The 26,542-nt window shown below is 39.4% G+C and carries 28 protein-coding genes and 1 riboswitch; of the genes, 13 read left to right on the top strand and 15 right to left on the bottom strand.

Annotated features, from left to right (window positions below):
* Positions 1 to 11 precede the first annotated feature (11 nt).
* Positions 12 to 1,952, top strand: a complete 1,941-nt coding sequence (locus ACW0TQ_RS07175; RefSeq protein ID WP_193063933.1) for an LTA synthase family protein — start codon at positions 12 to 14, stop codon at positions 1,950 to 1,952.
* 584 nt (positions 1,953 to 2,536) lie between these two features.
* Here ACW0TQ_RS07175 and ACW0TQ_RS07170 read toward each other — a convergent pair.
* The gene (locus ACW0TQ_RS07170; protein WP_084612994.1) at positions 2,537 to 2,710 is read right to left on the bottom strand and encodes a DUF2759 family protein; all 174 of its coding nucleotides are present in this window, start codon (positions 2,708 to 2,710) and stop codon (positions 2,537 to 2,539) included.
* Positions 2,711 to 2,852: 142 nt separating this feature from the next.
* On the opposite strand from ACW0TQ_RS07170, the gene ACW0TQ_RS07165 reads away from it, so the two are divergent.
* Positions 2,853 to 3,482: an MBL fold metallo-hydrolase gene (locus ACW0TQ_RS07165; RefSeq protein ID WP_042534771.1), complete on the top strand. Its 630-nt coding sequence runs from the start codon at positions 2,853 to 2,855 to the stop codon at positions 3,480 to 3,482.
* Positions 3,483 to 3,569: 87 nt separating this feature from the next.
* On the opposite strand, the gene ACW0TQ_RS07160 is transcribed toward ACW0TQ_RS07165, so the two are convergent.
* The 8 genes from ACW0TQ_RS07160 to comGA form a co-directional block, all read right to left on the bottom strand.
* Positions 3,570 to 3,812: a DUF2626 domain-containing protein gene (locus ACW0TQ_RS07160; protein WP_040985302.1), complete on the bottom strand. Its 243-nt coding sequence runs from the start codon at positions 3,810 to 3,812 to the stop codon at positions 3,570 to 3,572.
* Positions 3,813 to 3,965: 153 nt separating this feature from the next.
* On the bottom strand, positions 3,966 to 4,334 hold the full coding sequence (locus ACW0TQ_RS07155; protein WP_193063932.1) for a hypothetical protein: 369 nt from the start codon (positions 4,332 to 4,334) through the stop codon (positions 3,966 to 3,968).
* Positions 4,306 to 4,773 (bottom strand): competence type IV pilus minor pilin ComGF, encoded by a 468-nt coding sequence (gene comGF / locus ACW0TQ_RS07150; RefSeq protein ID WP_193063931.1) that lies wholly within the window; start codon positions 4,771 to 4,773, stop codon positions 4,306 to 4,308. Before comGF ends, ACW0TQ_RS07155 begins: the two co-directional genes overlap by 29 nt.
* Entirely contained in the window at positions 4,724 to 5,062 is a 339-nt protein-coding gene (locus tag ACW0TQ_RS07145) for a hypothetical protein (protein WP_042534765.1), read from the bottom strand. Before ACW0TQ_RS07145 ends, comGF begins: the two co-directional genes overlap by 50 nt.
* Positions 5,046 to 5,477: a competence type IV pilus minor pilin ComGD gene (comGD, locus tag ACW0TQ_RS07140; protein ID WP_193063930.1), complete on the bottom strand. Its 432-nt coding sequence runs from the start codon at positions 5,475 to 5,477 to the stop codon at positions 5,046 to 5,048. The genes ACW0TQ_RS07145 and comGD overlap by 17 nt, the downstream gene beginning before the upstream one ends.
* The gene (comGC, locus tag ACW0TQ_RS07135; protein WP_042534761.1) at positions 5,464 to 5,769 is read right to left on the bottom strand and encodes a competence type IV pilus major pilin ComGC; all 306 of its coding nucleotides are present in this window, start codon (positions 5,767 to 5,769) and stop codon (positions 5,464 to 5,466) included. The genes comGD and comGC overlap by 14 nt, the downstream gene beginning before the upstream one ends.
* 12 nt (positions 5,770 to 5,781) lie before the next feature.
* Positions 5,782 to 6,822: a type II secretion system F family protein gene (locus tag ACW0TQ_RS07130; RefSeq protein ID WP_042534758.1), complete on the bottom strand. Its 1,041-nt coding sequence runs from the start codon at positions 6,820 to 6,822 to the stop codon at positions 5,782 to 5,784.
* A complete protein-coding gene (gene comGA, locus ACW0TQ_RS07125; RefSeq protein WP_193063929.1) occupies positions 6,791 to 7,789 on the bottom strand; it encodes a competence type IV pilus ATPase ComGA in 999 nt (332 codons plus the stop codon). The genes ACW0TQ_RS07130 and comGA overlap by 32 nt, the downstream gene beginning before the upstream one ends.
* A 148-nt stretch (positions 7,790 to 7,937) precedes the next feature.
* Between comGA and ACW0TQ_RS07120 the strand changes: the two genes are divergently transcribed.
* Positions 7,938 to 8,132, top strand: coding sequence for a YqzE family protein (locus ACW0TQ_RS07120; RefSeq protein ID WP_042534755.1), 195 nt, complete (start codon positions 7,938 to 7,940; stop codon positions 8,130 to 8,132).
* Between the two features lie 5 nt (positions 8,133 to 8,137).
* Here the strand turns inward: ACW0TQ_RS07120 and ACW0TQ_RS07115 are convergent, their stop codons facing one another.
* Entirely contained in the window at positions 8,138 to 8,929 is a 792-nt protein-coding gene (locus ACW0TQ_RS07115) for a YqhG family protein (protein WP_042534751.1), read from the bottom strand.
* Complete coding sequence (locus ACW0TQ_RS07110) at positions 8,913 to 10,577, bottom strand: DEAD/DEAH box helicase (RefSeq protein ID WP_455725446.1); 1,665 nt, start codon at positions 10,575 to 10,577, stop codon at positions 8,913 to 8,915. The genes ACW0TQ_RS07115 and ACW0TQ_RS07110 overlap by 17 nt, the downstream gene beginning before the upstream one ends.
* Positions 10,578 to 10,737: 160 nt before the next feature.
* Positions 10,738 to 10,827: riboswitch (glycine riboswitch) on the top strand.
* A 234-nt stretch (positions 10,828 to 11,061) separates the two neighbouring features.
* On the opposite strand from ACW0TQ_RS07110, the gene gcvT reads away from it, so the two are divergent.
* The 3 genes from gcvT (at position 11,062) to gcvPB (ending at position 15,049) form a co-directional block, all read left to right on the top strand.
* Positions 11,062 to 12,165 (top strand): glycine cleavage system aminomethyltransferase GcvT, encoded by a 1,104-nt coding sequence (gene gcvT, locus ACW0TQ_RS07105; RefSeq protein WP_455725445.1) that lies wholly within the window; start codon positions 11,062 to 11,064, stop codon positions 12,163 to 12,165.
* Between the two features lie 81 nt (positions 12,166 to 12,246).
* Complete coding sequence (gene gcvPA, locus ACW0TQ_RS07100) at positions 12,247 to 13,596, top strand: aminomethyl-transferring glycine dehydrogenase subunit GcvPA (RefSeq protein WP_455725444.1); 1,350 nt, start codon at positions 12,247 to 12,249, stop codon at positions 13,594 to 13,596.
* On the top strand, positions 13,589 to 15,049 hold the full coding sequence (gcvPB, locus tag ACW0TQ_RS07095) for an aminomethyl-transferring glycine dehydrogenase subunit GcvPB (protein WP_455725443.1): 1,461 nt from the start codon (positions 13,589 to 13,591) through the stop codon (positions 15,047 to 15,049). The genes gcvPA and gcvPB overlap by 8 nt, the downstream gene beginning before the upstream one ends.
* A gap of 92 nt (positions 15,050 to 15,141) precedes the next feature.
* Here the strand turns inward: gcvPB and ACW0TQ_RS07090 are convergent, their stop codons facing one another.
* A complete protein-coding gene (locus ACW0TQ_RS07090; RefSeq protein ID WP_042534741.1) occupies positions 15,142 to 15,516 on the bottom strand; it encodes a rhodanese-like domain-containing protein in 375 nt (124 codons plus the stop codon).
* 476 nt (positions 15,517 to 15,992) lie between these two features.
* Between ACW0TQ_RS07090 and ACW0TQ_RS07085 the strand changes: the two genes are divergently transcribed.
* Both ACW0TQ_RS07085 and ACW0TQ_RS07080 read left to right on the top strand, forming a co-directional pair.
* Positions 15,993 to 18,557, top strand: a complete 2,565-nt coding sequence (locus ACW0TQ_RS07085) for a vitamin B12-dependent ribonucleotide reductase (protein WP_455725442.1) — start codon at positions 15,993 to 15,995, stop codon at positions 18,555 to 18,557.
* Between the two features lie 94 nt (positions 18,558 to 18,651).
* Positions 18,652 to 19,161: a GrpB family protein gene (locus tag ACW0TQ_RS07080; protein WP_455725441.1), complete on the top strand. Its 510-nt coding sequence runs from the start codon at positions 18,652 to 18,654 to the stop codon at positions 19,159 to 19,161.
* A gap of 284 nt (positions 19,162 to 19,445) precedes the next feature.
* Here ACW0TQ_RS07080 and ACW0TQ_RS07075 read toward each other — a convergent pair whose 3' ends face one another.
* Positions 19,446 to 20,219: an ABC transporter permease gene (locus tag ACW0TQ_RS07075; RefSeq protein WP_455725440.1), complete on the bottom strand. Its 774-nt coding sequence runs from the start codon at positions 20,217 to 20,219 to the stop codon at positions 19,446 to 19,448.
* Positions 20,206 to 21,180, bottom strand: a complete 975-nt coding sequence (locus ACW0TQ_RS07070) for an ABC transporter ATP-binding protein (RefSeq protein ID WP_042534732.1) — start codon at positions 21,178 to 21,180, stop codon at positions 20,206 to 20,208. The genes ACW0TQ_RS07075 and ACW0TQ_RS07070 overlap by 14 nt, the downstream gene beginning before the upstream one ends.
* Positions 21,181 to 21,871: 691 nt before the next feature.
* Here ACW0TQ_RS07070 and mntR point away from each other — a divergent pair.
* Both mntR and ACW0TQ_RS07060 read left to right on the top strand, forming a co-directional pair.
* A complete protein-coding gene (gene mntR / locus ACW0TQ_RS07065; protein ID WP_042536314.1) occupies positions 21,872 to 22,291 on the top strand; it encodes a transcriptional regulator MntR in 420 nt (139 codons plus the stop codon).
* Between the two features lie 138 nt (positions 22,292 to 22,429).
* Positions 22,430 to 23,320, top strand: coding sequence for a patatin-like phospholipase family protein (locus ACW0TQ_RS07060; protein WP_042534728.1), 891 nt, complete (start codon positions 22,430 to 22,432; stop codon positions 23,318 to 23,320).
* Positions 23,321 to 23,466: 146 nt separating this feature from the next.
* Here ACW0TQ_RS07060 and ACW0TQ_RS07055 read toward each other — a convergent pair whose 3' ends face one another.
* Positions 23,467 to 23,850, bottom strand: a complete 384-nt coding sequence (locus ACW0TQ_RS07055) for an SA1362 family protein (protein ID WP_042534726.1) — start codon at positions 23,848 to 23,850, stop codon at positions 23,467 to 23,469.
* A gap of 284 nt (positions 23,851 to 24,134) precedes the next feature.
* On the opposite strand from ACW0TQ_RS07055, the gene ACW0TQ_RS07050 reads away from it, so the two are divergent.
* From ACW0TQ_RS07050 to efp, 3 genes are all read left to right on the top strand, one after another.
* Positions 24,135 to 24,641 (top strand): YqhR family membrane protein, encoded by a 507-nt coding sequence (locus ACW0TQ_RS07050; RefSeq protein ID WP_042534724.1) that lies wholly within the window; start codon positions 24,135 to 24,137, stop codon positions 24,639 to 24,641.
* Positions 24,642 to 24,722: 81 nt separating this feature from the next.
* The gene (locus ACW0TQ_RS07045; RefSeq protein ID WP_042534722.1) at positions 24,723 to 25,784 is read left to right on the top strand and encodes a M24 family metallopeptidase; all 1,062 of its coding nucleotides are present in this window, start codon (positions 24,723 to 24,725) and stop codon (positions 25,782 to 25,784) included.
* 21 nt (positions 25,785 to 25,805) lie between these two features.
* Positions 25,806 to 26,363 (top strand): elongation factor P, encoded by a 558-nt coding sequence (efp, locus tag ACW0TQ_RS07040; protein WP_042534720.1) that lies wholly within the window; start codon positions 25,806 to 25,808, stop codon positions 26,361 to 26,363.
* Positions 26,364 to 26,542: the final 179 nt, after the last annotated feature.

Raw genomic sequence — 26,542 nt, 5'->3', positions numbered from 1 at the left:
GAGAGGATATAATGAAACGATTTAAAAAGCCAAAGATACCGCTCTATGTCATAGCGGCGTTACTTCTTGGCCTGAAAACGTATATTGTCTATCGATTTGTATTTAATATTGAACTTGATAACTCCATGCAGGAATTAATTCTGTTTATTAATCCATTTGTGTCAGCATTCTTAATACTGGCATTAGGGGTCTGGTTTAAAAAGTCTTCCAGACAAATGAAATATATTCGGTATGCGATGCTGGCGATGTCACTGATTGTCTGGGCAAATCTGGTATTCTATCGCCAATTCACAGACTTTATCACCATCCCGCAATTATTTATGGGAAGCAATATGACAGATTTAGGATCCAGTATCTTAACTTTGATTAAGCCATGGGACCTTTTCATTTTTGCTGATGTGGCGATTGTCTGGTATATAAGTAAGAAATTTGCAGGAAGTTTATCTGTCTTGTACCCTAGAAGTGGAAAAGTCGGTGTTCTGGCGTTTTCATTAGTTTTACTTGCAGGTAACTTTTTCTTAGCAGAAATGGAAAGACCGCAGTTATTCACCCGTGGTTTTGATCGCGAATATTTAGTGAAAAATATCGGGCTGCTTAACTATCATGTATACGATGTAGTTGTTCATTCTAAAAATGAATCACAGCGTGTTTTTGCTGACGGAAATGAAATTCCTGAAATTCAGGAATTTATAGAAGAAAATGTAGATCATGAGCGCAGTGAAGAGATGAATGGTGTTGCGAAGGATAAAAATATTATTTTCCTTAATGCAGAATCATTGCAGCATTTTGTGATGAACAGTGAAGTTAATGGGGAAGAGGTTACGCCGTTCCTGAATGATTTAGCTCAAGATGAGGATACGTATTACTTTGATAATTTCTATGAACAAACTGGTCAGGGAAATACATCTGATTCCGAGTTCTTAGTAGAAAATTCATTGTACCCGCTGTCCCGCGGTGCTGTATTCTTTACCCACGGAGGAAATGATTATCATTCCTTCCCGGAAATGATTAAAGAAGCCGGTTATACTTCTTCCGTATTGCATGCGAACAACAAAAGCTTTTGGAATAGAGATGCTATGTATGACAGCTTAGAAATCGATGAATTCCTTGGTGAGGAATCATACGATGTCACACCAGAAGATTCTGTAGGATGGGGTTTGAAAGACAAACCGTTCTTTGAACAATCTATCCCGCTTCTGGAGGATTTGGAAGAGCCGTTCTATTCCAAAATGATTTTACTGACAAATCACTTCCCGTTTGAATTAGATGAGGAAGATGCAACAATTGATAAATTTGATTCCAATTCCAATACACTGAACAGTTATATCCCAACTGTCCGTTATATGGATGAGGCAATTGAAGAATTCTTTGATGAATTGAAAGAATCCGGTATGTATGAGGATTCCATTATCGTCATTATGGGTGACCATATTGGAATCAGCGCAAACCATAATAAAGCGATGGCCCAATATTTAGATCAGGATGAAATTACTCCGTATGATCAGGTGCAATTGCAGCGTGTACCATTATTTATCCACATCCCTGGAGACGGTAATGGCCAAGTAATGGATGAGATTGCCGGTCAAATCGACTTGAAGCCAACCATGTTGAACATGCTTGATGTCGACCCTGGCGAAGATATCTATTTCGGTAATGACTTATTCAGTGATGACAGAAAAGACTATATCGCATTACGTAATGGCGATTTTGTCAGTGATGATTATGTAAGTACAGCTGGAATCTGTTATGACCGCGAAACCGGAGAGCCAATGGATCAGGCCATTGAAGAAGAGACTGATTCTGAGGAAGAAGCAAGTGAAGAATTAGAACAAGTAGAAAGTGCTTGTGACTCCATTCAAGAACAAGTGGATACAGAGCTTTCTTATTCCGACTCCATCATATACGGAGACTTATTCCGATTTGTTGATTTTGGAGATGAGGAAGAAGAATAATAAAAACGATGCAGGTGATGAGCGCCTGCATCGTTTTTTCTGTATCAATTAATCAGCTGTTTCTATTGTTGTATTTTTGCTTTACAAATAATCTAATAAAATAAACAAAAACGGTTGCTATAAATGCAATATTAAAGAATCTCGGCTCTTTCATAAAAGAATAAATAAAAACACAAAGAGTGATGAACATAATGATGCTGCCCAGCAGATCTGCTTTAGAAAGTCGCATTTAATCACTCCTGGCATCGTATTTATAATTACTTGCAAATGAGTATGTATAAAAGTGAAGATGCCTTAATCAGGCTTATTTTGCTTCCTGTGGTATTTTTTATTTTTACTATTTGGAGAACAGGCTTTTTTAAGATAAGAAAAATCAGGAGCACTATTAGACTTTTAAAACACAGTGTTGTTGTTAACGAGATATACGCTGCGGGAAGTGGAGTGTAGTTCTGAATCCTGATATTACTCACTTCATGAAACCCGTTGAAGCGGCCGCCACCAACTTTTTAGATACTTCTAAAAGTGCAATAAAAAACAGACTCCTTTCATGTTATGCAACATAAAAAGAATCTGTCCGTTTCGTTTTAGCCTGTAATTTCTGAAATAATAGTCGCGATGGAGAAGAATCCAAAGACAACTGCAGTCAGAGCAGAAAATAACAGCGCCAGTATATTTTTATATTTCAACTGACGAATCACGGATACGACCGCTAATAGTGCAACTGCTAAAAATATAACTCCTAATATAATATGGCTCATCCGAAATTTTCCTCCTTTTCAACGTAATTATTCTTGTGTAAAAAGTCAGTATTTAATACTATGTAATTATCGTTAAACTATTTATATTTTATAGTATTTCCAAGTGTTTGTCGAGTTATTATAAAAGAATGGAGAGATAGGTATGGAAATTATTGCGATGCCGGTAGGTTTAGTCCAGGCAAATTGCTATATCGTTTACAAAAAAGAAGAAAAAGATGCTTTAGTTATCGACCCCGGCGGTGAACCGGAGAAGATTATTGCTGCCATTGAAAAACATCAGCTGAACGTGAGGGCAATATTACTGACCCATGCTCATTTTGATCATATCGGCGGTTTGGAAGGGATTCGGGAGTTTACAAATGCACCGGTTTATCTTCATAAAGCTGAATGGGATTGGTTAGGGGAGCCTAAATTAAATGGATCAGCTAAATTAATGGGTCAGCCTGTAACTGCGCAAGCGGCAGATAAAGAATTAGAAGAAGGACCATTGGAAGCTGGCGGATTTTTCATGGAGGCATTACACACCCCTGGTCATTCGCCGGGAAGCATCAGCTTTGTTTTCCCTGAAGATAATTTTGCTGTTTGCGGAGATGTCCTGTTTCAACAGGGGATTGGAAGAACAGATTTAGTCGATGGAGATATAGATATTCTTGAGCATTCGGTAAGGGAGAAATTATATCGTTTGCCGGAGGATCTGACGGTTCTTCCCGGACACGGGCCAGCAACGACAATCGGCTATGAGAAGAAAAATAATCCTTTTTTTCCGGCATAGAAAGGTAGTATCTTTATTGCGGGGACCAAAATTAAATAGAAAAAAGACCATCTATAATCCAATACAGATGGTCTTTTTTCGATGTTTTTAATGTCCAAATCCAGGTACCAGGATAAACTCAGAATACCAAGTATATCCAACAATAAATACCGTACAATATGCACCAAACAGATACATGTACATACGTTCAGACAGCTTTAAGTAACTCAGTGTAAGGAAAAACGCCGTTTGAACCAGGAATAATAGTGCAGTATTCAGCATGTCACCTACATAAAACATAACTGTAAAAATACCTGTCCAAAAGGCAAGAACACGAAACATGCGGTCCATGTCTTCCCCCTCCTTTATAGGTAACGTTCTCATAGTTATTATATACGAGCAAGAAAGGATTGTAAACGATTCTTAAAGATATCATGCCCAATTAGCATAGATTTAATTTCAAAACAATGAAAAATCATTCACATTAATGCTGAATCTGTCCTTTTATACGTAAGGGCGGGATAATCGATAAGTATGATTGCTCTCTGTCGGTTTGATTAAAAAAACGATATAAATTGTATTGTTTCTTTCTTTGTGAAGTGTTATGGTAACATCTCCTTGAGGAAAAACATAATCAGTCTGATAGGGAAAAGAAATCTCATCATCACCTGTTTCGTTCCGTAATTGCTGATATGCCATTTGAAAAAGTGTTTCTATTTCTATATGATACAGCTGGTTTTGAGCGACAGCTTTTGACGTATGGTAATGATAAAGCAAAAAATGGATTGAAAGAAATACAATAAGAATTACCCAGACGACATGAAATAATAAAAACCCTTGCTGATTATGGATAATTGTAAATCGTTTTTTCATAAACGTCACCTGATTCTTTGGTAATGGTTAAATAAATGGCGTTTGCATGTTCTTCAAACGTAATATCAGCAACCTGACGAAGATAAATTTCATGGCCTAATCCATTTACCTGCCTGCGTACCGTATTATTGTAGAGGCTGACGCGGGCTATACTTTCTGTATGGTCGTTTCGATCGGCAGCACGGATATATAATTGATTATTCGCTACATGCGCAGAAGAGGAAGACATGACATCATAGTGTAATTGAGTGAAAAATTGTTGTACAGATAAGGCTTCCGTATTTGTTTGTTTCAGCTGCAATGCAGACAGAGCGTAAGATACAAAAGGCAGTGTTAATACCAGGACGGTCATAGCAACGAGCATTGAAATGAATGTAAAACCTTTTGTATTACTCCATAATCGCGTAAAGGCATTTACTCTCTTTTTTTTGTTTTGCATTAGTCCATTCAGCACATCCTTTCAGGTACTCACCTTCCAGCGAAAAAGAGAAGGCTGCAGGCGTCTGATATGGAGTTACGGTGTAGTAGTCCTGAAAAGGTGCCGCTCCCGCCAGCACGCCCTGCATGTCATCATGTAATTTACTTGTGATTTGTACTTTTTCAATGGAATTGTACTGTTCTTTGGCAATGATGGAGAGAAGCGGCAAAAGTATCGTGAGCATGGAGAATAGAAGCAGGGATGCGATTAAAGTTTCAAATAAGGTAAACCCTTTATCTTTTTTCCACATAGTATCTGCCTTTCCCTAACGGAAATACAATCTGATAAGGCTCTCCTGCCAAGCTTACTCGAATCGTCTGGGGGTTTTTTATAACCCCGCTGATGTAGAATTCAACATTTTTGGGAAATGAGGTTACTAACGAAAATTGAGCCGGATATTCCCGCTTGATTTCTCTGAATCGATCAAGCACAATGCTGTAGCTGTCCGGGTTAAACTTTAGTACATATGGGATATCGTTTTCCTGCGTGCCTGCTGTGCTTTGCAAGTAGAGCACATCCATTTCTAATGTATCAAAAAAATGCTGCAGCTCTAATTTTTCTATTTGCTCCACCTGCTGCCTTGGAATGAGTAAAAGAATAATCGACAGGATGGATAATGCGAATAATGCCTCAATCAGTGTAAACCCTCGTTCAGTTTGAAGCATTTACAACACCATTAGAAATGGAGAGCTCATTTCCGTTTGAGCATGTCCGCTGGTCTTCGGTGATATAATCAGCGCTTACCAGCTGATTCATACTGGAAGGTAAATTGCCTGTATCAATATGATAAGCATCTGCCTGTGCTTGTACGACAGAAATTAATGCATCACAGCCCTTCGAGTGAACATCCCCTGTTTTCTTTCCCAGATTCGGTATAATTAAAATCATTATTACCGAGATAACCATTAAAACTATCAACATTTCAATCAGTGTAAATGCTTTTGAACTTTTTAACATAAAACCGCTCCTTTACATTGTATTCATCAATTCAAACATAGGCGACATCAGACTAACGTAAATCAATATGATAAATGCGCCGATAATTGAGAAAAAAACCGGTTGGATATAAACAATGCTTTTTTGAAGCCGCTGATACATGGTATCAATCGAAATATCTGCATAGATAGCTAAATCCTTCGCCAGGCTTTTCGCATCCATATTAGAGGATAAAATATCCGTCAGATGACTCTCTAAAAATTCCATTGTTGTTAACAGTCCGTGAATGGTTCTTCCTTTAAAGTATTCCAGCTGCATCTGCTTCGCGTAATAAGAAATAATCGGGAGCTTAGTCTGCCGGGACATATAATTTAATAATTCCTTCATCGGCATTCCGGTTTGCAGGAGAGAGCTGTATAATGCGGCAAAGTGGAAGGATGTTTGTCTTTTTACGTAAGAGCGGTAGAGAGGCACTCGTTTATATATAGACAGTTTTGTTTCTAAAGAGATATTATTTCTTGAAAATAGCCAAACAAGTACAACAAGGGTGGAAAAAACAAGAAGAATTAGGAGAGAATATCCGAGCCATGCAGAAAGAAAAATAACAGTCTGCAGCAGCATGGGAAGCTCACCAAACATCAGCTGCTGGAAGGAAGGGATGACGCGTGAATAAATAAAAAATAACAGCCCGCTGAAAATTATCATTAATATAAGGGGATAACGCACTGTTTGCTGAAATTTACGAATGTAGTGAACGCGTTGCTGAAATAATTGATAGCAATGCTCGATTCGTTCATAAATATCTGCTTTTTCCCTTACTACAAAAAGGTAAGAGACAATGGAATGGTGGAAACCAGCCTGATCCATTGCTTCATCCAGCTGCTTTCCCGCTTCCAGATTACTTAAAACCTGTTTGGAAATGTGTTCTAACTCACCGTAATATTTCATTGCATCTAAGGAATGGACGAGGGTAAGGCCTCTGGAAAGCATGCGCTGCAAAACATGTAAAAATTGCAGCTGGGTGGTAATCGTTAACCTTTGATTATTGGGGAGAAATCGTTTCAGTAAAGCCATAAGCAAATGCCTTTCTTTGTAAATTTTTAAATTGCTGCTTTTCCGGGAGAGCTTGCAGGCTGCCTTCAATGGCTTTTGTCAGGTGGACGCCTTCAATCAATTCTCCGATAGCACTCCGCTGCTGTTTATTCTTTCTTCTGATTGGAATAAGGCGCAGAGCACCTACTCCAATCAGAATCTGATGAAGATCGGCTGTTTTGATACCCATCTCTTTCAAACGAAAAATCGTACCGACAGCATTCTTTGCATGCAGCGTACTAAGGACGAGGTGACCGGTCAGAGCAGCCTCTACGGCAAAGTGCGCAGTTTCTTTATCCCGTATTTCCCCGACCATCAGAATATCAGGGTCATGACGCAACGCAGCTTTTAATCCCGCTTGATAGGAAATACCTGCACGCTCATTTATTTGAACTTGCAGAATTTGCTTTATTTTTCTTTCGATGGGGTCCTCTAAAGAAATGATTTGACAAGGTCTTTCTTTCATTTCCGTTTCTAACAGGGAATATAATGTAGATGATTTCCCGCTTCCTGTTGCCCCGGTTATCAGGATAAGGCCCGATTCATGGCTCATCCATCTTCGCATTTGCTTTATTTGTTTTGGAAAAAGAAATAAATAATCCAGCGGTAAAGTGTCATTTTGAGGAAGAATCCGGATGGCAATCGTTTCTTGCTGATAATGAGGAAGGGTTGAGATACGAAGTGCATAATCTTTTGATTCGAAACTCCAGATCATCGTACCTGCCTGAGGCTTTCTGCTTTCACCGATATCCATATTCGCACTAAATTTAAAAAATGTTCTTAAAAGCTGATATTGCTTTGTTAAAATGGTCCGGATGAAGGTACGTTTTCCGTGGATGCGGAAGTAAATTTCTGTTTCCTGCTCATAGGGATAGAAGTGGATATCGGATGCATGCTGCTTCGTGGCCGACTGAAAGAGATCGTCAGATAATTTTGTGACGTGATTCATTAGCTCACCTCCTTTACAACTATTTCTGACATAACTTATAATTCGACATTCTTTTTAAATGTCCTTCTTTTTATCAAAAAAGAATAGAATTTTTTTAATTGTTTAAACTAAAAATAGAACGGTCTTCAAAAAGGAGCGATGATAGAGTATGAAAAGCAATGACTATATCCGTTTTCTGACAGAAGAAGCGGTGAAATACATGAACTTATCTTCAGAAGAAAAAGCAGAGCGCAAACAAAAAAAGAAGAAATCATCTTATCCGATCTATGGTAACAAATGGCTGGGGGTTATTCCTTTTTCCATTCAGTCCTGGTACCATGAAAGAAAAAATAGCCGGGATTAATCCGGCTATTTCTCATTCATTGTGGATGCAGTTAAGTAAAAAATCCCTCCGTTAATCACTTGAAATGTAATCATTGGTTTAAACCGCTTCTCCAATGCTTCTAATTCTTCTACATGCCTTGGATGATCAAGTTCATCCGCATAAAAATGCTTTAAGGTAGCTTTTTCCGATTCCAGCTGTTTGATAGATGCAGCAGCCCATGCGTTATCCTGGTTTTGAACATGTTGTAATAAAACGTTTTGAATACGGAGAAATCCGCTTTTGGGATTAATCATCGGCGTCAGTGTATAACAATAATCGGATATGGCTCTATCAAGCGGGATACGTTCTAAATAATCCATCATATTTAAAGCCATATGTCCATGAAGCAGCTGCAGGCCGACTGAAAATATTTCATCCCTATGCTGGACACCACGATAGCTGATTTTTATATTGACTACAAGCCAAGGATACAGGGGAGTGTTTTCCGATGTGCGGACCTCCTCAAATAATCTGGTATAACGTTCTTTCTCCGTTAATTTATTAATAATTTGATGCAGTCTCGGACTCCCAAAATGAATCCATTCCCCTGGTTCACTCGCTTTCTCTTTGTCCGTAATCAGACGCAGCGCCTGGGGCTCTCCTTCCCGGCCGATTTTTTTAATGTAATGCCAGTAGAAAGGGCGGTTCATTAATTCTTTATCCATTTCCTCGGTAAGCTGGATATGGATTTGTCCCTCATCCTTAGAAAGAATGGTACAATGTTTGGTTTCAAAATAGCTGGTTAGAAAATCGGATAAATCAATTTGCTGTTCCATCTCTATATTGCTCCTCGTTTTGTATTTCCTGGTTTGCCTGCTCCATCACGTATTTCAAGTTATCAAGCTTAATACGAACTTCTCCGGCTGAAGTGGATTCCTGATAGATAGATTCTATTTCTTTCTCCATACTATCTACTTTTAACTCTGCTAAAATGGCATCTAAATTACCAATTACATTCTCAAACAAGTTTATTTTTTCGTAAAGCATGGACAATATATGCTCTTCAATCGTCTGTTTAGTGACAATGTTGTAGATATGCACATCTGATTCTTGACCAAAACGATGAATACGGCCAATTCGCTGCTCTAAGCGCATCGGGTTCCAAGGTAAATCATAGTTGATCAGATGATGACAAAATTGCAGATTAATTCCTTCGCCGCCGGCTTCGGTAGCAATCAGAACCTGTGCATGATCCCTAAATAATTGCTTCATCCAATCTTTTTTTCCTCGTTTAAAGCCGCCGCGAAAAGGTACCGAAGAAATACCATGTTGCTGCAGATACCATTGCAGATAGTACTGTGTAGCGCGATATTCGGTAAAAACAATCACTTTTTCACCATTCAGCGATTTAATCAGATTGGTTAATTCCTCCGCTTTGGGATGCTGCTCCAGCTGTTCAATGTTTCCGATAACTTCCTGAATAGCTTCATGATTTCCATCTTGGTCTAATTTCAGTAAAGAGGTAAAGCAAGCTTCTCTGGAAGAACAGAATTCACGTAAATAAGTGATTTTAGCAAAGGATGCCATTCCAAAAGACAGCTCCATTAATTGATGGTAAACCTTGTGATAGCTTTCTGGAAGAGAAGTCAAAATGGTTTGGATTTTTCTTTTAGAATTGTTTAAGCTGGTATCTTTCCTTGTATTACGGACCATTACCTGCTGGACAAGCTTCTTCAGATAAGGATCCTGCTCCATTTTTTTGCGGTCCTTTCCATATTTCTCTGTAAAACTTTTATAATTCCCTAAATGTCCAGGCTTTAAAAGGCTGACAAGATTAAATAATTCTAACAGCTTATTTTGTACCGGCGTAGCGGTTAATAAGAGACAATACTTTTTCTTTAATTCCTGGACAAACTGGTAGTTTTTTGTCTGCTCATTTTTTAGTTTATGAGCTTCATCCACCAGGATAAAATCATAATCTATATCTAAAATAGCCTCCCGATGCGGAGAACGCTTGGCGGAATCGATGGAAGATATAATAATTGGATTATCGTCCCAGCTGTAATTTTTACGATAGGCAATGGCAGGAATGAGAAATTTTTCGTTTAATTCTTTTTCCCATTGATTTACGAGAGAAGCCGGAACAAGAATTAATGCTTTTTTCACCAGCCCTCTTACCATATATTCTTTTAGAACCAGCCCTGCTTCAATTGTTTTTCCAAGTCCTACTTCATCCGCTAAAATGGCCCGGCCATGCATCGTTTCAATTACTTGTTCAGCAGCTTGTAATTGATGATCTAAAATATCCAGATGCGGCAAATATTCCAGCGCCTGCAAGCCATTGAAAGAAGGGCGCTTTGTTAGATTTGCAGCCTGATATGCCATACGAAAAAGCTCCCAATTTGTTAAATTATTTTCATCACGAAAGGCTGACTCTAAGCCGGTAATGAATTGATTGTCTTGTTGAATTTGAATAGAATCCATTTATTCGATGCACATCCTTTCGGGTAAAATATGGTTTTTCAATTACTTTTTTAAAGAGTTATGATATACTTTTGTCAAATAGATTTTCCTGCTAACATAATATATGATGAAGGATTATATATCCTTTAGTATAACCAACATGAATATATTCAATCAGCGGATGAATACAAGGGGAGAGCTTACAGTTTATGTAACGCCGAAGGAGCAAGTTAAGAGCGAATCTCTCAGGCAAAAAGACTCTTGTAGGACGCTACTCTGGAGAGCGTTTATAGGCATCAGCTGTCTATAGACCACCCACGAAGCAAATATTCACATGATGAAGACCGTTTTCTTTGTGAATATGCAACTTTCTGGTTTGCGGACAGAGACTTCTTTTAGGAGGAGTCTCTATTTTTGTGCTTAAAATCAATTTTTAAAAAAATCACCAGCAAATGTTATAAGGATGTTCATGTATTTCAATCAACCTTAGTGAGGAGAGAAGCAGATGAGTGAATTAAAGCGTACACCGATTTTTCCAGCTTATGAAAGGGTTGCCAAGACCATTGATTTCGGCGGATGGGATTTGCCGGTACAGTTTTCAGGTATTAAAGAAGAGCATGAAGCGGTCCGGACAAAAGCCGGTCTGTTCGATGTGTCCCATATGGGCGAGGTTTTGGTGAGCGGTCCGGAAAGCGTCCATTTTTTACAGACGATATTAACAAATGATGTAACAAAGCTAGTGCCAAACAAAGCACAATATACGTTTATGTGCTATAAAAATGGAGGAACAGTCGATGATTTAATTGTATATATGCTGGCTCAAAATGAATACTTGCTTGTTGTAAATGCTGCTAATACGGAGAAAGACGTTGCCTGGCTGCAGGAACAAAATAATTTCAATCCGAATGTTACCATAAAAAATGTTTCGGAAAATTATGCGCAATTAGCTTTGCAAGGACCAAAAGCGGAGCAGATTTTACAAAAGATTGTAAAAGAACCGCTTCAAGGTATCTCTTTCTTCCGTTTTAAAAAGGATATCGAAGTGGAAGGAATAGAAGGAAAGGCCCTCATCTCCAGAACTGGTTATACAGGCGAAGATGGTTTTGAAATTTATCTTGATTCTGAAAATGGCAAATATTTGTGGAATATACTGCTTGAAAAGGGAAGGGAAGAAGGCATCCAGCCAATCGGTTTGGGAGCAAGAGATACACTGCGTTTTGAAGCGAATCTTGCTTTATACGGGCAAGAGCTGTCAGTTGATATTTCGCCATTGGAAGCTGGTTTAGGTTTTGCTGTGAAGCTGAATAAGGGAGTAGACTTCATCGGAAAAGAAGCACTTGAACAGCAAGCTGCTAATGGAACGGAAAGAAAGCTTGCAGGAATCGAAATGATTGATAAGGGCATTCCAAGACACGGCTATCCAGTGTACCAGGGAGAGAGCGAGATTGGTTTTGTTACTTCCGGTACACAGTCACCTACACTAAACAAAAATATTGGGCTCGTACTGATTCAATCTGATTCCGCAAAGATTGGAGCAGAGGTGGAGGTTCAGGTCCGAAAGCGCCGCTTAAAAGCGAAGGTGGTCGAGACACCGTTCTACCGTAGATAATCATCGTACATTTTCACAGGAAAAAGAGTTCGGGGAAAAAAGTTTCACTTTATTAGTGCAGTAAAATAAGGGGGAGAAAAGATGGAGTTTCGTTATTTACCGATGACCAGGGAAGATAAACAAGAAATGATGGAGACCATAGGGATAGAGGATACGGAGGAGCTGTTTGCAGATATCCCAGGCAGCGTTCGTCTCCAGAAGGAATTGGAGTTAAAAGAACCAAAGAATGAATATGCATTGATGAAGGAATTAACAGCGATGGCAAATAGAAACACATCCACGAAAGACGTTGTATCCTTTCTTGGGGCAGGTGTATATGATCATTACACACCTTCCATTGTTGATCATGTCATTTCGAAATCTGAATTTTATACAGCATATACACCTTATCAGCCGGAAATTTCCCAGGGAGAATTGCAGGCAATTTTTGAATTTCAGACAATGATCTCTGAACTGACAGCTTTACCAATCGCAAATTCTTCTATGTATGACGGAGGTACGTCTTTAGCAGAAGCAGTAAATCTGAGTGCCGCCCAGACCAAACGTAAGAAAGTGCTGGTATCAGACGCCGTCCACCCTGAATATCAACAGGTTATTCATACGTACGCGAAAGGACAGGAAGTTGAAATAATTCCGATTCCATTACAAAATGGAAAAACAGATCTCGTCCATTTGGAGGAACTTCTGAATGAGGATATTGCGGGTGTTGTCGTCCAATATCCGAATTTTTTCGGGCAGATAGAGCCAATGGAAGCAATCCAAAAGCTGTTAGAAAATCAAAAGAAGACCATGCTGATCGTGTCCAGCAATCCGCTCGCCCTCGGCTATCTGACTCCGCCGGGAGAATTTGGTGCGGACATTGTAACCGGCGACACGCAGGTATTCGGGATTCCAGCCCAATTTGGCGGACCGCATTGCGGATATTTTGCAACAAGTAAAAAATTAATGCGCAAGGTTCCGGGACGTCTGGTCGGTCAGACAAAGGATGAAAATGGAGTCAGAGGCTATGTGCTGACGCTGCAGGCACGGGAACAGCATATTCGACGTGACAAGGCAACTTCCAATATATGCTCCAATCAGGCGCTGAATGCATTAGCAAGCTCTGTTGCGATGAGCTCTATCGGCAAGCATGGGATACGGAAAATGTCCGAAATGAATATGCAAAAAGCCCGTTATGCAAAGAAGAAATTGAAAGAAGAAGGTATTTCGATAGTTTATGATGGCCCATTCTTCAATGAATTTGTCATTCAGTTAAATCAGGACATTACTAAAGTAAATGCTGCATTGCTTGAAAAAGGAATTCTTGGCGGTTTTGATTTGGGAAAAATCGACCCTTCCTATCATGGTCAGATGCTTGTGGCTGTGACAGAAATTCGTACAAAACAAGAGATAGACCAACTTGCAAAAGAATTGAGGGATATGCATGGCTGATAAAAATTTTCCATTATTATTTGAACGCAGTAAAGAAGGGAGAACGAGCTACAGCTTGCCGGAATTGGAAATAGATGCCTTTGATTTAGAGGAAGAATTAGAGGACGTCTATATTCGCAAAGAACCTCCTAAGCTGCCAGAAGTAAGTGAACTGGATATTATTCGTCATTACACTGGGCTGGCATCCCGCAATTATGGGGTAGATTCCGGGTTCTATCCCCTTGGTTCCTGCACGATGAAGTATAATCCGAAAATTAATGAAGACATTGCGCGTCTGGAAGGCTTCAGTCATATTCATCCCTATCAAGATCCAAACACGGTGCAGGGTGCTCTGGAGATGCTCTATGATTTGCAGGAGTCATTAAAAGAAATTACTGGCATGCATGAGGTTTCATTACAGTCAGCTGCCGGTGCGCAGGGAGAGTGGACTGCATTAATGATGATTCGTGCTTTTCATGAGGCCAATGGGGATTATAACCGTACAAAAGTCATTGTACCGGATTCTGCCCATGGAACCAATCCGGCGTCTGCAGCAGTAGCCGGGTTTGAAGCAGTTACCGTGAAATCAAATGAAGAAGGATTAGTGGATCTGGATGATTTGCGGCGGGTTGTCGGGATAGATACAGCAGCCTTGATGCTTACCAACCCGAACACGTTAGGATTATTTGAAAAAGATATTTTAGAAATGGCAGAAATAATACATGATGCCGGCGGTAAGCTTTACTATGACGGCGCTAATTTAAATGCGATTATGGGTTATGTCAGACCGGGAGATATGGGATTTGATGCAGTACATTTAAATCTTCATAAAACGTTCACAGGTCCGCATGGCGGCGGCGGTCCAGGCTCAGGACCGGTAGGAGTCAGCGAAGAGCTGGCAGCATATTTGCCAAAACCATTAATTATTAAGGAAAAGGACTCGTTTCGCTTTGATTATGACAGACCGCAGTCTATCGGCCGGATAAAACCGTTCTATGGGAATTTTGGTATTAACCTGCGTGCGTATACGTATATTCGTACGATGGGAGCAGAGGGCCTGAAAAAGGTCAGCGAATATGCCGTACTCAATGCGAATTATATGATGCGTCAGTTAGAAAAAGTATTTCAACTGCCTTATCCGCAGCATTGTAAGCATGAATTTGTACTGTCGGGGAGCATTCAGAAAAAACTTGGCGTCCGCACATTAGATATGGCGAAAAGGCTGCTGGATTTTGATATTCATCCACCTACCATTTATTTTCCGTTGAATGTGGAAGAAGGCATGATGATTGAGCCTACTGAAACAGAATCGAAAGAAACGCTCGATTCCTTTATTGATATCATGACCCGTATAGCAAAAGAAGCAGAAGAAGACCCGGAAACTGTACAGGAGGCACCACATCATACAATTGTGAAGCGGATGGATGAAGCAACCGCTGCACGTAAACCAATCCTGCGGTACGAAGAATCGTAAACCATCATAAAAGCTGATTCAGAGGTTATGCTCTGAATCAGCTTTTATTTTTAGCCCAATTAACAGCTTTCACAAAATGGAAAACAAAGGCTTTATTTTTTCATTTTAATCTTTCCAGTCCATTTTTTAAATCCGCCTTTAAGCTGATAAATTTCTTCAAATCCTTTTTTATGCAGGAGCTGCGCAGCTCTTGCGGAACGGCTGCTGTTTTGACAATACAGGTAGACCGGCTTGTCCTTTCTCAATTCCACAAGTCTTTGCTTCATTTGCGTTACCGGGATATTACGCGCTCCGAGAATATGACCTTTATCAAATTCCTGCGGCTCACGTACATCGATCAATTGTGCTTTGCGGTAGCCTTCTACAAATTGATCTTCTGTCAGTACATTTAAATAAGTGCGTTGTCTATAGTAGCGAAAAATAGTAATCGCAAGCAGAACAACTAAAGCAATGAGTAAAAATGTCATTTTGTTTCCCCCGTCTATCTTTATATTCTACACTCTTATTATATGGGCAGCGTTTTTATTTTTCAAAGTTTTTATTTTGCAGACGGAAAATCATCTGAAAGTAAGGGTTAACACCAGAATCTATGGTTGGAAAATATAGTTAAATGAGATAAAAGCAACTCGCTGGCGTAGTGTATTTCCGTAGCAGTCGCTGGCAGCAAATTTATATCTACTATGTTACTCATAGATTTTGATGAAGAGCTAAAAATAATAATCAACTTTCAGGCTGCAGATATTATGTTTAGAAAAAAGGGGTGTTTCTAGTACGCTTTAAGGGAATAAAAAAAGTAATCAGCGCTTGTATGAAAGGTACTTGCTTTTCTGATAATTAACTATATATTGTGTCAGAATAATGAATTGGATACTATATATTGTTTTGTGAAGAAGAGTTATGATAAACTAATAAGTAATCAATTGCAAGACAAGGAGCGATAACATTGACTATCCATTTAGAGTCATTAAGGCAGGTTAATATCGGGGCGCTTAATGAAGATATAAAAAAATTTGAAGCAGTGCATCCAATTACCAAAGAAATGCATATCACCCATCAAGGCGTGTCGAGATTGGTCATGCTGGATCGGTATGCATATAAAGATACAGAGAAAAAAACATTAAAAAAAGGTGATTTTGTTGTCTTGACCGTAAAAGCAGACCCTAAATTTCCCGCTCGGGGTCTAGGATTTATTATAGATATTAATTGGGAAGAAAACAAGGCGGAAGTAGCTGTCGAATCCGATTATGTCGGGGTTTTGGATAAGGAAGAAGAACGGGAAAGCGGGATGATCACGCGTTCACTCGATGTTATCGAAAAACCGTTGGAAATTTATTATGAACAAATTGCCAAAAGAAATGCGACCGGTCTTTCAGAAGTAGAAGAAACCGAAGAAAGAAAGGCCAAATCATTTGATGCCTTTTATAACCAATTGGCTTCTATGAATTTTATCCCGGCGGGCCGTGTGCTATATGGAGCAGGCGCTGAAACCGATGTAACTTATTTTAACTGTTATGTGATGCCTTTTGTAAAAGATTCGCGCGAAGGTATTTCCGATCATCGTAAACAGGTAATGGAGATTATGTCACGCGGCGGCGGTGTCGGCACGAACGGTTCCACATTAAGACCGCGAAATACACTGGCCAGAGGGGTCAACGGAAAATCTTCAGGAAGTGTCTCCTGGCTGGACGATATCGCCAAATTGACGAATCTGGTTGAACAGGGCGGTTCCAGACGCGGTGCACAGATGATTATGCTCGTTGATTCTCATCCGGATATTGTGGAATTTATTATCTCAAAAATGCAGAATCCGCGTATTTTACGCTATTTAATAGAAAATACAGAAGATGAGCAGATGAAGCAGCTGGCAAATGAGAAGTTAAAATTCACCCCGCTGACAGAAACAGAATTTGATTTGTACCAGGGAATTGTCAATTATAAAGCCATCCCCGGCCAAGGCGGGTTCACAGATGCTGCCATGAAGCAGGCAACGGATTTATTGCGTGATGGCGGAACGTATTCCGTCCATAATTCGGATTTCCTGGCAGGTGCAAATATTTCTGTCTGTATTACAAAGGAATTTATGGAAGCCGTGGAAAAAGACGATTACTATGAGCTGCGCTTTCCAGATGTAGAAAATTATACACTGGAAGAAATGAAAGCCTATAATGAACAATGGTATGAGGTAGGCGATGTCCGTAAATGGGAAGAAATGGGCTATGGCGTTCGGGTTTACCGGAAAGTGAAAGCAAAAGAACTGTGGAACTTGATTAATATTTGTGCAACATACTCTGCAGAACCGGGCATTTTCTTTATAGATAATGCCAATGAAATGACAAATGCAAAAGCGTATGGTCAGCAGGTTGTTGCGACAAACCCTTGCGGTGAGCAGCCGCTTGCTCCGTTTTCTGTTTGTAATTTGGCTGCCGTCAACCTTGCTGAAATGGCAGATAAAGATACCAAAAAGGTAAATGTAGAAAAATTAAAAGATACTGTAGAAACTGGCGTGCGGATGCAGGATAATGTAATTAACGCAACGCCATATTTCTTAGAAGAAAATAGAAAACAGGCTTTAGGAGAAAGACGTGTCGGCTTAGGCGTGATGGGACTGCATGATTTATTGATTTATTGTGAAACAGCTTATGGCTCAGAAGAAGGAAATAAGCTGATTGACCAAGTGTTTGAAATCATGGCAGCTACTGCTTACCGCACTTCAATCGAGTTGGCGAAAGAAAAAGGAAGCTTTCCTTTCCTGGTGGGTGAAACAGAGGAAGAAACAAAAACGCTCCGTGAACGTTTCATCCAAACGGGATATATGCAAAAAATGCCTGCAGACATTCGGGAAGGCGTATTAGAGCATGGTATCCGCAACTCGCATCTGCTGACTGTTGCTCCAACTGGAAGTACAGGCACGATGGTCGGAGTAAGCACAGGACTGGAACCATACTTCTCCTTTTCTTACTACAGAAGCGGACGATTAGGTAAATTTATCGAAGTAAAAGCGGATATTGTGGAAGAATATTTAAATGAACATCCAGAAGCAGCGGATAAAGAGCTGCCGGAGTGGTTTGTAACCGCAATGGACTTAAGTCCGGAAGCGCATGCGGATACACAATGTGTGATTCAGCGCTGGGTGGACAGCTCGATTTCCAAAACAGTAAATGCACCAAAAGGATATACCGTTGATCAGGTAGAAAGTGTTTACCGCCGTCTGTATAAGGGCGGTGCCAAAGGCGGTACGGTCTATGTGGACGGAAGCAGAGATTCGCAGGTCTTAACCTTAAAAGCAGAGGATAACCAAGTAGGGGAGCAGACAGAATTATTCCCGGATGAGAAAGAAGATAAAAAAATTGTTCTTATGGACACCATTCAGGAATTAGATAAAACAAATGTAACAATCGGATCTGAGGTAGGAGATACCTGTCCAGTCTGCCGAGAAGGCAGTGTAGAAGATATCGGCGGATGTAATACGTGTACCAGCTGTGGTGCTCAATTGAAATGTGGATTGTAAGACATAAAGAGTGGTTCTGTTTATAAACAGAACCCTCTTTTTTGGTATATAATACAGTTTGATATATAAAATCTATGTACAGGGAGAGGTTTATTTGAAAATCCGTCTGTCTGAATACAACGAAAAATGGATTGAAATGTTTGAAAATGAGGTGCGACTTTTAAGTGGAGTGTTTGGAAGTGAAATAATAAAATTTGAACATTTCGGAAGCACCGCAGTCAAAGGAATGAAGGCAAAGCCTGTTATTGATATGATATGCATTGTTAAAGATATCAATAAAATGGATGCTTTCAATGATCAGATGCGTCTGCCGCGATACGATGTTGCTGGAGAGTGGGGAATAAAAAATAGACGATTATTCCGAAAGAGCGGGGAAAACAGAACACATCATATTCATGTTTACCAATATAATAATCCCGAAGTTGAGAGACACCTAGTATTCCGAGATTATTTAAGGAACCACCCTATTGAAGCAGAGAGATATAGTAATTTGAAAGAAGAACTGGCCATAAAATACGATGATACTACTTTTTACAGTAAAGCAAAAAGAACATTTGTAGAGCGGGTAGAACAGCGGGCATTAAATTGGTTTAGGAATAAGTAAATGCGCATAAATTAATCAAGGAGTTGTAGGGTCATTGATTGCCCATTGCTTCTGTCTGTCCTATCAGCTTTATTGCATATTTAATCGGAATAAAGGTGAAAAAGGAAATAAAGTCTATTTCGCCTGCAGCTGATTATTCTTCCATAACCATCTCTTTCATCGTTAATACGCTTAAAAATAAGCTGAAAATAAATCGGAATATTTAAAAAATAATTATGAAAGTTAGTAATCATCCTGCTGATTATAAAATCAGACAGGATGCTTCATCAAGATTTAAACCTATATCAATACTGCCCCAACAATCCCTTTTTCATCGCCATGCGTTCACAGTATTTAAAAAAGAGCAGACCAGCGATAAAATAGACGAGAGCATTTAAAAATAAAATTAACAGCGGCAGCCAGCCGATATCCATCAAAGTCTGTCCGTCGATCATGATATCTCTGACTAAATCAACGCCAATAACAAAAGGCAGAAAATACATAAGAGGGGATGCAGCAAGCGGAATAAAGGTCAGCCCAGCCAATAAAAATTGCAATATCTGCAGGAAGGCTTGAATTTGTTTATAAATAATGGCCAGCCCGCCGACCATTAATCCGACGCCATACATTCCGAAAACAGTTAATACAAAGACAGGGAAAATAGATACAATATCAATATTAAGCCATTGTCCTGCTGTCAGCATGGTAATAACCAGTAAAATAGAAATAATGATTCCGTAAATAATTGTACTGGCAATCAGCCTTGTGCTTAAAATACGCCAGATCCCCATCGGTGACATCGACAATTGTTCAAGCGTTCCGCGAATGGCTTCATTTACAATTTCGAAACCAAACATTTGAATGACGCTAAGTGCCAAAAACCAGAAGATATAGTTAACAATCACAAATTGAATATTCGCATCCTGTGTTGATGGATCCCCAAAAAAGTGTATTACTCCAAATAAACCTAAAAAGATAAAATAAAAGGTTAAAACAAGGGCAAGAGTATTTGGTAAATAACGCTTCAGTTCCAAGTATTCCTTTCGCAGGTTTGCTCGAAATAGATTAATCCACAGCATGTTGAAAGTCTCCTTCAATAATTTTTAAAAATACTTCATCAAACCGAATCGATTTTCGGTCAATCGAATCAATTGGTGTACGGTTCAATTGTAATACTTGAAAAATCTGATAAATATCCTCGCTTTTCTCAAGCTGTACAGTAAGATAGCTGAATAGTTCGTCCTCTACATAATCATTTGCCGGAAAACGGGCGGAAATGGCTTTTTGCTGATCTGGTGACAAAGCTTCATTTAAAGTCAGTCTGTAGGAGCGTACTTCAAACAGTTTTATCAGTTCATCGACGCGCTGATCGATAACGACAGTTCCCTGATTAATAATAACGGTGCGATCACAAATATCCTGAATCACTTCCATGTCATGAGAGCTGATGATAACGGTACGCTGATAATTTTGAACAATGGATTTCAGGATTTCTCTAACCTCCAATCCGGTTTGCACATCTAAACCAAGCGTCGGTTCATCTAAGAGCATGACTTCCGTATTAGCAAGCATCGCTACAGCTATTGCTAATTTTTGCTGCATCCCGCGGGAAAGCCGGTTTACCAACTCATTCTCTTTTTCCTTCAAACGGAATATTTGCAGCAGTTCATCGATCTCTTCTTTAACTTCCTTTCTTGACCTTCCTCTGTTTCCGGCAAAATACTCCAAGTTCTCTCTCACCGTAAGCCGCCAATATAAATTACGGTTGCCCTCCAGCACGGCGCTGATATGATGTAACGATTCTAAGCGTTTCGCGGTATTAGGTACTCCTTTTATCTTTATTTCGCCGCTGTCCGGGTATAACAAACCGCATATTAATTTGATCGTAGTCGTTTTTCCGGCTCCGTTAGGACCAAGCAGACCAAGAATCTCTCCTTTATAAACATTAAAATCAACGTCTTTGACCGCTTGAACAATTTCTTTTGATTTTCTTTTCCGGTAGCTTTTATTTAACTGGCTGATCTCAATTATCTTTTCCACGTTATCCCTCCTCTTTCTGAAATAATTGTAGCAATTAGCAAAAATCCGAACAACAATCCATCGAAGGAAATAACCTCCGTCTTTAGACGTATCTGAAGGAATATATGCTAATTTGTTCAAGAATAAGAATGTTAATAAAAAAGCTGAAAATAGCCGTTCAAACGGGTTTCATGGGGGAAATAATCTTAGGCCACAGAAATACACTTCGCCTTCCGTTGGGCCTGAGCTCATTTTCTTTAAAGAAGACTTAGCGATAAGCGCAGACAGAGCTATAGTTGGGACTGGAATTGCGGTTACTTGCCCATCCAAAAGCGTCGCTAGAATTTGGATTATTTCTTTGTAAAAAAGCTAATAAAACATAATTCTTCTTTGATGGGAGCGAAAGGAAGCCGATTTCTGCGGGAAAAGCAACAGGTGAAGACCCCGCGGAAAGCGACTTCCCGGAGCGGACATCTCCTTGGCAAGAAAACGGATGTTTTAAAGAACAAGTGAAGTCCTGTTTTTTTCTTATTGCCTGCTGCAAAGGATGCAAGCGGAAGTGAATATACAAATAAAGGATAATAACTTGAGTTTTATAAGGAAATCAGCTATTATTAAATTAGAAAAAAAGTTTCCTTTGATAAAAAAAATTAACGTTCTTATTGAAGGTGTTCACGTTTCTCTGTGGCAAAACATAGAAAGGAGCTTTTTTATGCCTACACCGAGCATGGAAGACTATATTGAAATTATTTATAATTTAATTGAAGCAAAGGGCTATGCCAGGGTTTCATCGATTGCAGAAGCATTAGAAGTGCACCCGTCCTCTGTGACAAAGATGGTCCAGAAATTGGACAAGGATAATTATTTAGATTATGAAAAATACCGCGGTTTTGTACTGACATCGAAGGGGAAGAAAATCGGTGAACGGCTTGTCTTCAGACATGATCTGTTAGAAAATTTTCTGGAGTTAATCGGAGTGGACGAAGAACATATATATAATGATGTAGAAGGTATAGAGCATCATCTCAGCTGGAATTCGATTGACAGGATAGCAGATGTGGTTGCTTATTTTAAAGAAGATGAACAGCGGAGAAAAGATCTGCAAAAAATAAATGAAGTTAATAAAACGTAACCGGTTATTCTCAGGAATGACTGGTTTTTTTGATGCGGTTTAACTGGTCATTTCTTCATCTTCAGGTGCGAAAAAGCATAATAAACAAGCTGATAGACGTATAAATCAATAAGCACCTATAAGGGATGGAGCGATGTCATGAAAATTGATGCTGTATTTTCTGGCGGGGGAGTGAAGGGGTTTGCATATGTCGGCGTGTTGGAAGCCTGGGAGGAGAAAAATTTGCAGGTGGAGCGTGCAGCTGGAACTTCTGCAGGAGCTATTATAGCCGGGCTTTTGGCAGCAGGTTATCATTCTAAGGATATTAAAGAATTAATGAAAACATTGGATGTTCAGAGTTTAGCTGATCCGCCGCTGTTATCCAAATTATTGCCGGCTACAAAGTGGTTATTTCTGTATTTTCAATTAGGATTATATAAAGGGGAGAAGCTGGAAGCATGGCTGGGAGATGCATTATCCAAGCGGAATATATATCGGTTTGGCGATTTAAAACCAGGTGTGTTAAAGGTAGTTGTCAGTGATTTATCGCTTGGTAAATTGGTTGTAATCCCAGATGATTTAGAAAGAGTTTATGGCATTCGTCCAGATACGTTTTCGGTAGCCGCCGCTATTCGGATGAGCGCCGGGTTTCCTTATTTTTTTATGCCGAAATCCATACAGGGTAAAAATAAGCAAAAAAGCATTATCGTAGATGGGGGATTGCTTAGCAATTTTCCATTGTGGATTTTTTCAGAAGCAGAAGAGAAGCAGGTACGTCCTGTCATCGGTGTAAAGTTAACAGATTCTTCCACATCTGTAGAGCCGCGTCAGATTCGAAATGCGCTCAATATGTTTCCTTCCCTTTTCACAACAATGAAGCAGGCGCATGATAACCGATATATTTCCAAGCATCAAGCAGATCATATTATTTTTGTCCCCACCCCTGAACAGAATTCCATGAATTTTAATATAACAGAGGAGAACAGAGAGAAGCTGCGTCGGATTGGAAAAGAATCCAGTGAAAAATTTTTGCGTAAATGGAGTGGTTAATTATTATTTTTCAGAGGTACGTAATGGATAAAGCGCGTTCGAATGGGATAATATTCGAACGCGCTTTATTGTGGGAAATGGGAGAATATAAAAAAGGAGCTTAGAATCTAAGCTCCTGCAAGGGTCTGCTCTATAATAATTTATTTCTAAGAAGAAACACGGTTCTTTTTCTTCGCTTTATTTCCTTCGATAACACGCAAATGACTTGCTCTTTTAGGATTTCTTTTCTTTTGGTTTGCTTTCTGATAGCTGGAACCAGCCGATTTCACAGCCTGTTTATGACCGTACTTGGATTTAGATTGTTTTACTGCCTGCTTATATTTTTTCATGTTGTCACGCTGTCGTCCGGAAGGCTGCCTATTGCGTATGAGAAAGAAATAAACCAATCCAAAAATAGCTGCCCCTATCCCGATAGAAATCAATAGTCTTGAAAGAAATGCAACGGTATTTCCAAATAGCTGTGTAAATAAACCGAAAGCTGCAAAAGCAATAATCAAATAAACAAAAATAGATACTGCTTTATTTCTCAATTGAAATCCTCCTTTCTCACACATTATTTATACTTCTATTTTACCATATCATGCTGCAGGATGCCTGTGAAGGAGCTTCTGCCAATCCGCTAATATATATCGGTCGGATGATTATCCGAGATACTCGAAGGCTGGACAGAAATCACGTTATCCTGTGGAAACTGTTTGCTTGTTAATTAATTATTCCCTCTTTCATAAAAAATATTCCCGCAGATTAACAGAAAGATTATTTCTTCATACGAGTTTCATGATTTGGTCATACTAGAGAGTGGAGGTGTTTATTAATGAGGCGCTTATCAAAAAAACAACAAATAAATGATAATGAGGAATCTGTATTAAAAAAATCGATGTACACAGGATTTGTAGGCGGGGTTGTATTCAGTTTACTTGCAAGTGTAATGTATTACTTTAATTTTTTGGAGGTCGCACCAAAGTTTTATCTGCTGACTTCCTGGGTATCAGAAGGATGGACAAACACGTGGCTCGGTATCTTCTTTACAACGATTCTGGCTGGGGTAGTTTCTCTGCTCACCGCGTTTGTATATTATATGATTTTCAGAAAAATAAAGTATATGTGGGTGGGAGTTATATACGGCTTTGTCTTATGGGCTCTTATATTCCTTTTATTCCGTCCCATATTTAACGATATTCCTGCTGTGACGGAATGGAATTTGAACACCTGGATAACAACCATCTGCTTATTTATTTTATATGGCACATTTATTGGCTATTCCATCTCCTATGATTATATGGATTCGCAGCAAACCGAAGACATCATAAAGAAAAGCTAGGATTTTTCTGTGATTATTCAAACGCATCTATATATGATAAAATACTTATGATACTTGAGATTTTGGAGAGGATGAAACCTTTTGACGAAATTGGACCGCTTACGTGAAAAACTGGAAGAAAACAAAGCAGACGCCATAATTATTGACAGTCCGTATAACAGACGTTACCTGACTAATTTTACTGGCACAGCTGGAACAGCATTGATTACTGCAGATAAGGCTCTATTTATTACAGATTTTCGTTATACAGAGCAGGCTGCTGAACAAGCGGCAGCATTTGAAATTATAGAGCATAAACAAGGAATGATTCAGGAAATTGCGAACCAAATCGACAAGCTTGGTGTAAAGAGGCTGGCTTTTGAGAAAAATTATACGACTTACAGTCAATTTGAAACATATCAAAATCAATTTTCTCAAGAGTTGATTCCTGTAGAAGGAATTGTTGAGGCACTACGGATGATTAAAACCCCTGATGAGCTGGAAATTATGAAAAAGGCTGCGAAAATTGCAGATGACGCATTTGCGCATATTCAATCATTTATCGAGCCTGGAGTGAAGGAAATCGATATCTCGAATGAATTAGAGTTCTTTATGCGCAGACAGGGAGCGACTTCTTCCAGCTTTGATACCATTGTAGCGTCCGGCTTACGTTCTGCTCTGCCGCATGGGGTGGCATCTGATAAACAAATGGCAGAGGGCGAACTGGTGACACTGGATTATGGTGCATTATATGAAGGGTATTGCTCTGATATCACAAGAACGGTAGCTGTTGGAGAAATTTCTGCGGCGCTGCGTGAAATTTATGATATAGTATTAGAGGCGAATCTTCGTGGAGTTAAAGGAACAAAAGCTGGCATGAGCGGGAAAGAGGCAGATGCTTTGACCAGAGATTACATTACGGAAAAAGGATATGGCGATCGTTTCGGTCATTCGACAGGTCATGCAGTGGGAATGGAAGTTCATGAGAGCCCAGGATTGTCGACTCGTTCTGAAGCAATATTAGAACCGGGCATGGTCGTAACGGTAGAGCCGGGTATTTATGTTCCAGGGGTAGGCGGCTGCCGCATTGAGGACGATATCGTTATTACAAAAGACGGCAATGAGCGATTGACCTTTGCTCCCAAAGAATTAATCCAATTATAAAAGGGTACAGGAGGAAAAAATATGATTTCAGTAAATGATTTTAAAACAGGTTTAACTATTGAAGTAGACAATGATATTTGGCAGGTTATTGAATTCCAGCACGTAAAACCAGGAAAGGGAGCGGCGTTTGTACGTTCAAAACTCCGTAATTTACGTAATGGAAATATTCAAGAAAAAACGTTCCGCGGCGGCGAAAAGGTAGAAAAGGCGCATATTGAAAATAACAAAATGCAGTATTTATATGCTTCTGGCGATGCGCATGCATTTATGGATACAGCGTCATATGAACAAATTGAAATTCCAGAAAGTCAAATTAAAGATCAATTGAAATTTATTAAAGAAAACATGGAAGTTTCTGTGGTCACCTATCAGGGTGAAATTATCGGAGTAGATCTTCCAAATAACGTAGAGCTTACGGTAACAGAAACAGAGCCTGGAATTAAAGGGGACACAGCGAGCGGAGGTTCCAAACCGGCTACGTTAGAAACCGGACATATTGTACAAGTTCCTTTCTTTGTTAACGAAGGAGATGTGCTCGTTATTAATACTGCGGATGGGAAATATGTTTCCAGAGCATAATTTAATAAACACAAGCAGTTTGCTGAATCTTCGGCAGACTGCTTGTTTTTTTATGTAAAAAAATAAATGACGGGCTTCAGCTATTTTTTGAAATCCCTTTGTTATCACTCCTCCCTCTTTCAAACCTTTCAATAAAGAAAAAGCTCTCAGGGCATAATTTCATTTTAAAAACATATATC

Source organism: Oceanobacillus sp. M60 (genome assembly GCF_053839645.1).
This window is presented reverse-complemented; position numbering and strand designations above follow the sequence as displayed.

Excerpts from the sequence above, each read along its gene's own strand:
- ACW0TQ_RS07115 (WP_042534751.1), bottom strand. The coding sequence starts at position 8,929 with ATGGAACAGCAAATTGATTTATCCGATTTTCTAACCAGCTATTTTGAA.
- mntR (WP_042536314.1), top strand. The coding sequence starts at position 21,872 with ATGCCTACACCGAGCATGGAAGACTATATTGAAATTATTTATAATTTA.
- comGA (WP_193063929.1), bottom strand. The coding sequence starts at position 7,789 with ATGAATCACGTCACAAAATTATCTGACGATCTCTTTCAGTCGGCCACG.
- gcvPA (WP_455725444.1), top strand. The coding sequence starts at position 12,247 with ATGGAGTTTCGTTATTTACCGATGACCAGGGAAGATAAACAAGAAATG.
- ACW0TQ_RS07120 (WP_042534755.1), top strand. The coding sequence starts at position 7,938 with ATGAAAAGCAATGACTATATCCGTTTTCTGACAGAAGAAGCGGTGAAA.
- ACW0TQ_RS07075 (WP_455725440.1), bottom strand. The coding sequence starts at position 20,219 with ATGCTGTGGATTAATCTATTTCGAGCAAACCTGCGAAAGGAATACTTG.
- ACW0TQ_RS07155 (WP_193063932.1), bottom strand. The coding sequence starts at position 4,334 with ATGAAAAAACGATTTACAATTATCCATAATCAGCAAGGGTTTTTATTA.
- ACW0TQ_RS07060 (WP_042534728.1), top strand. The coding sequence starts at position 22,430 with ATGAAAATTGATGCTGTATTTTCTGGCGGGGGAGTGAAGGGGTTTGCA.
- ACW0TQ_RS07175 (WP_193063933.1), top strand. The coding sequence starts at position 12 with ATGAAACGATTTAAAAAGCCAAAGATACCGCTCTATGTCATAGCGGCG.
- ACW0TQ_RS07145 (WP_042534765.1), bottom strand. The coding sequence starts at position 5,062 with ATGTGGAAAAAAGATAAAGGGTTTACCTTATTTGAAACTTTAATCGCA.
- ACW0TQ_RS07160 (WP_040985302.1), bottom strand. The coding sequence starts at position 3,812 with ATGGACCGCATGTTTCGTGTTCTTGCCTTTTGGACAGGTATTTTTACA.
- ACW0TQ_RS07130 (WP_042534758.1), bottom strand. The coding sequence starts at position 6,822 with ATGGCTTTACTGAAACGATTTCTCCCCAATAATCAAAGGTTAACGATT.
- gcvPB (WP_455725443.1), top strand. The coding sequence starts at position 13,589 with ATGGCTGATAAAAATTTTCCATTATTATTTGAACGCAGTAAAGAAGGG.
- gcvT (WP_455725445.1), top strand. The coding sequence starts at position 11,062 with ATGAGTGAATTAAAGCGTACACCGATTTTTCCAGCTTATGAAAGGGTT.
- ACW0TQ_RS07170 (WP_084612994.1), bottom strand. The coding sequence starts at position 2,710 with ATGAGCCATATTATATTAGGAGTTATATTTTTAGCAGTTGCACTATTA.
- comGF (WP_193063931.1), bottom strand. The coding sequence starts at position 4,773 with ATGCAAAACAAAAAAAAGAGAGTAAATGCCTTTACGCGATTATGGAGT.
- ACW0TQ_RS07050 (WP_042534724.1), top strand. The coding sequence starts at position 24,135 with ATGAGGCGCTTATCAAAAAAACAACAAATAAATGATAATGAGGAATCT.
- ACW0TQ_RS07165 (WP_042534771.1), top strand. The coding sequence starts at position 2,853 with ATGGAAATTATTGCGATGCCGGTAGGTTTAGTCCAGGCAAATTGCTAT.
- comGD (WP_193063930.1), bottom strand. The coding sequence starts at position 5,477 with ATGCTTCAAACTGAACGAGGGTTTACACTGATTGAGGCATTATTCGCA.
- ACW0TQ_RS07110 (WP_455725446.1), bottom strand. The coding sequence starts at position 10,577 with ATGGATTCTATTCAAATTCAACAAGACAATCAATTCATTACCGGCTTA.
- ACW0TQ_RS07090 (WP_042534741.1), bottom strand. The coding sequence starts at position 15,516 with ATGACATTTTTACTCATTGCTTTAGTTGTTCTGCTTGCGATTACTATT.
- comGC (WP_042534761.1), bottom strand. The coding sequence starts at position 5,769 with ATGTTAAAAAGTTCAAAAGCATTTACACTGATTGAAATGTTGATAGTT.
- efp (WP_042534720.1), top strand. The coding sequence starts at position 25,806 with ATGATTTCAGTAAATGATTTTAAAACAGGTTTAACTATTGAAGTAGAC.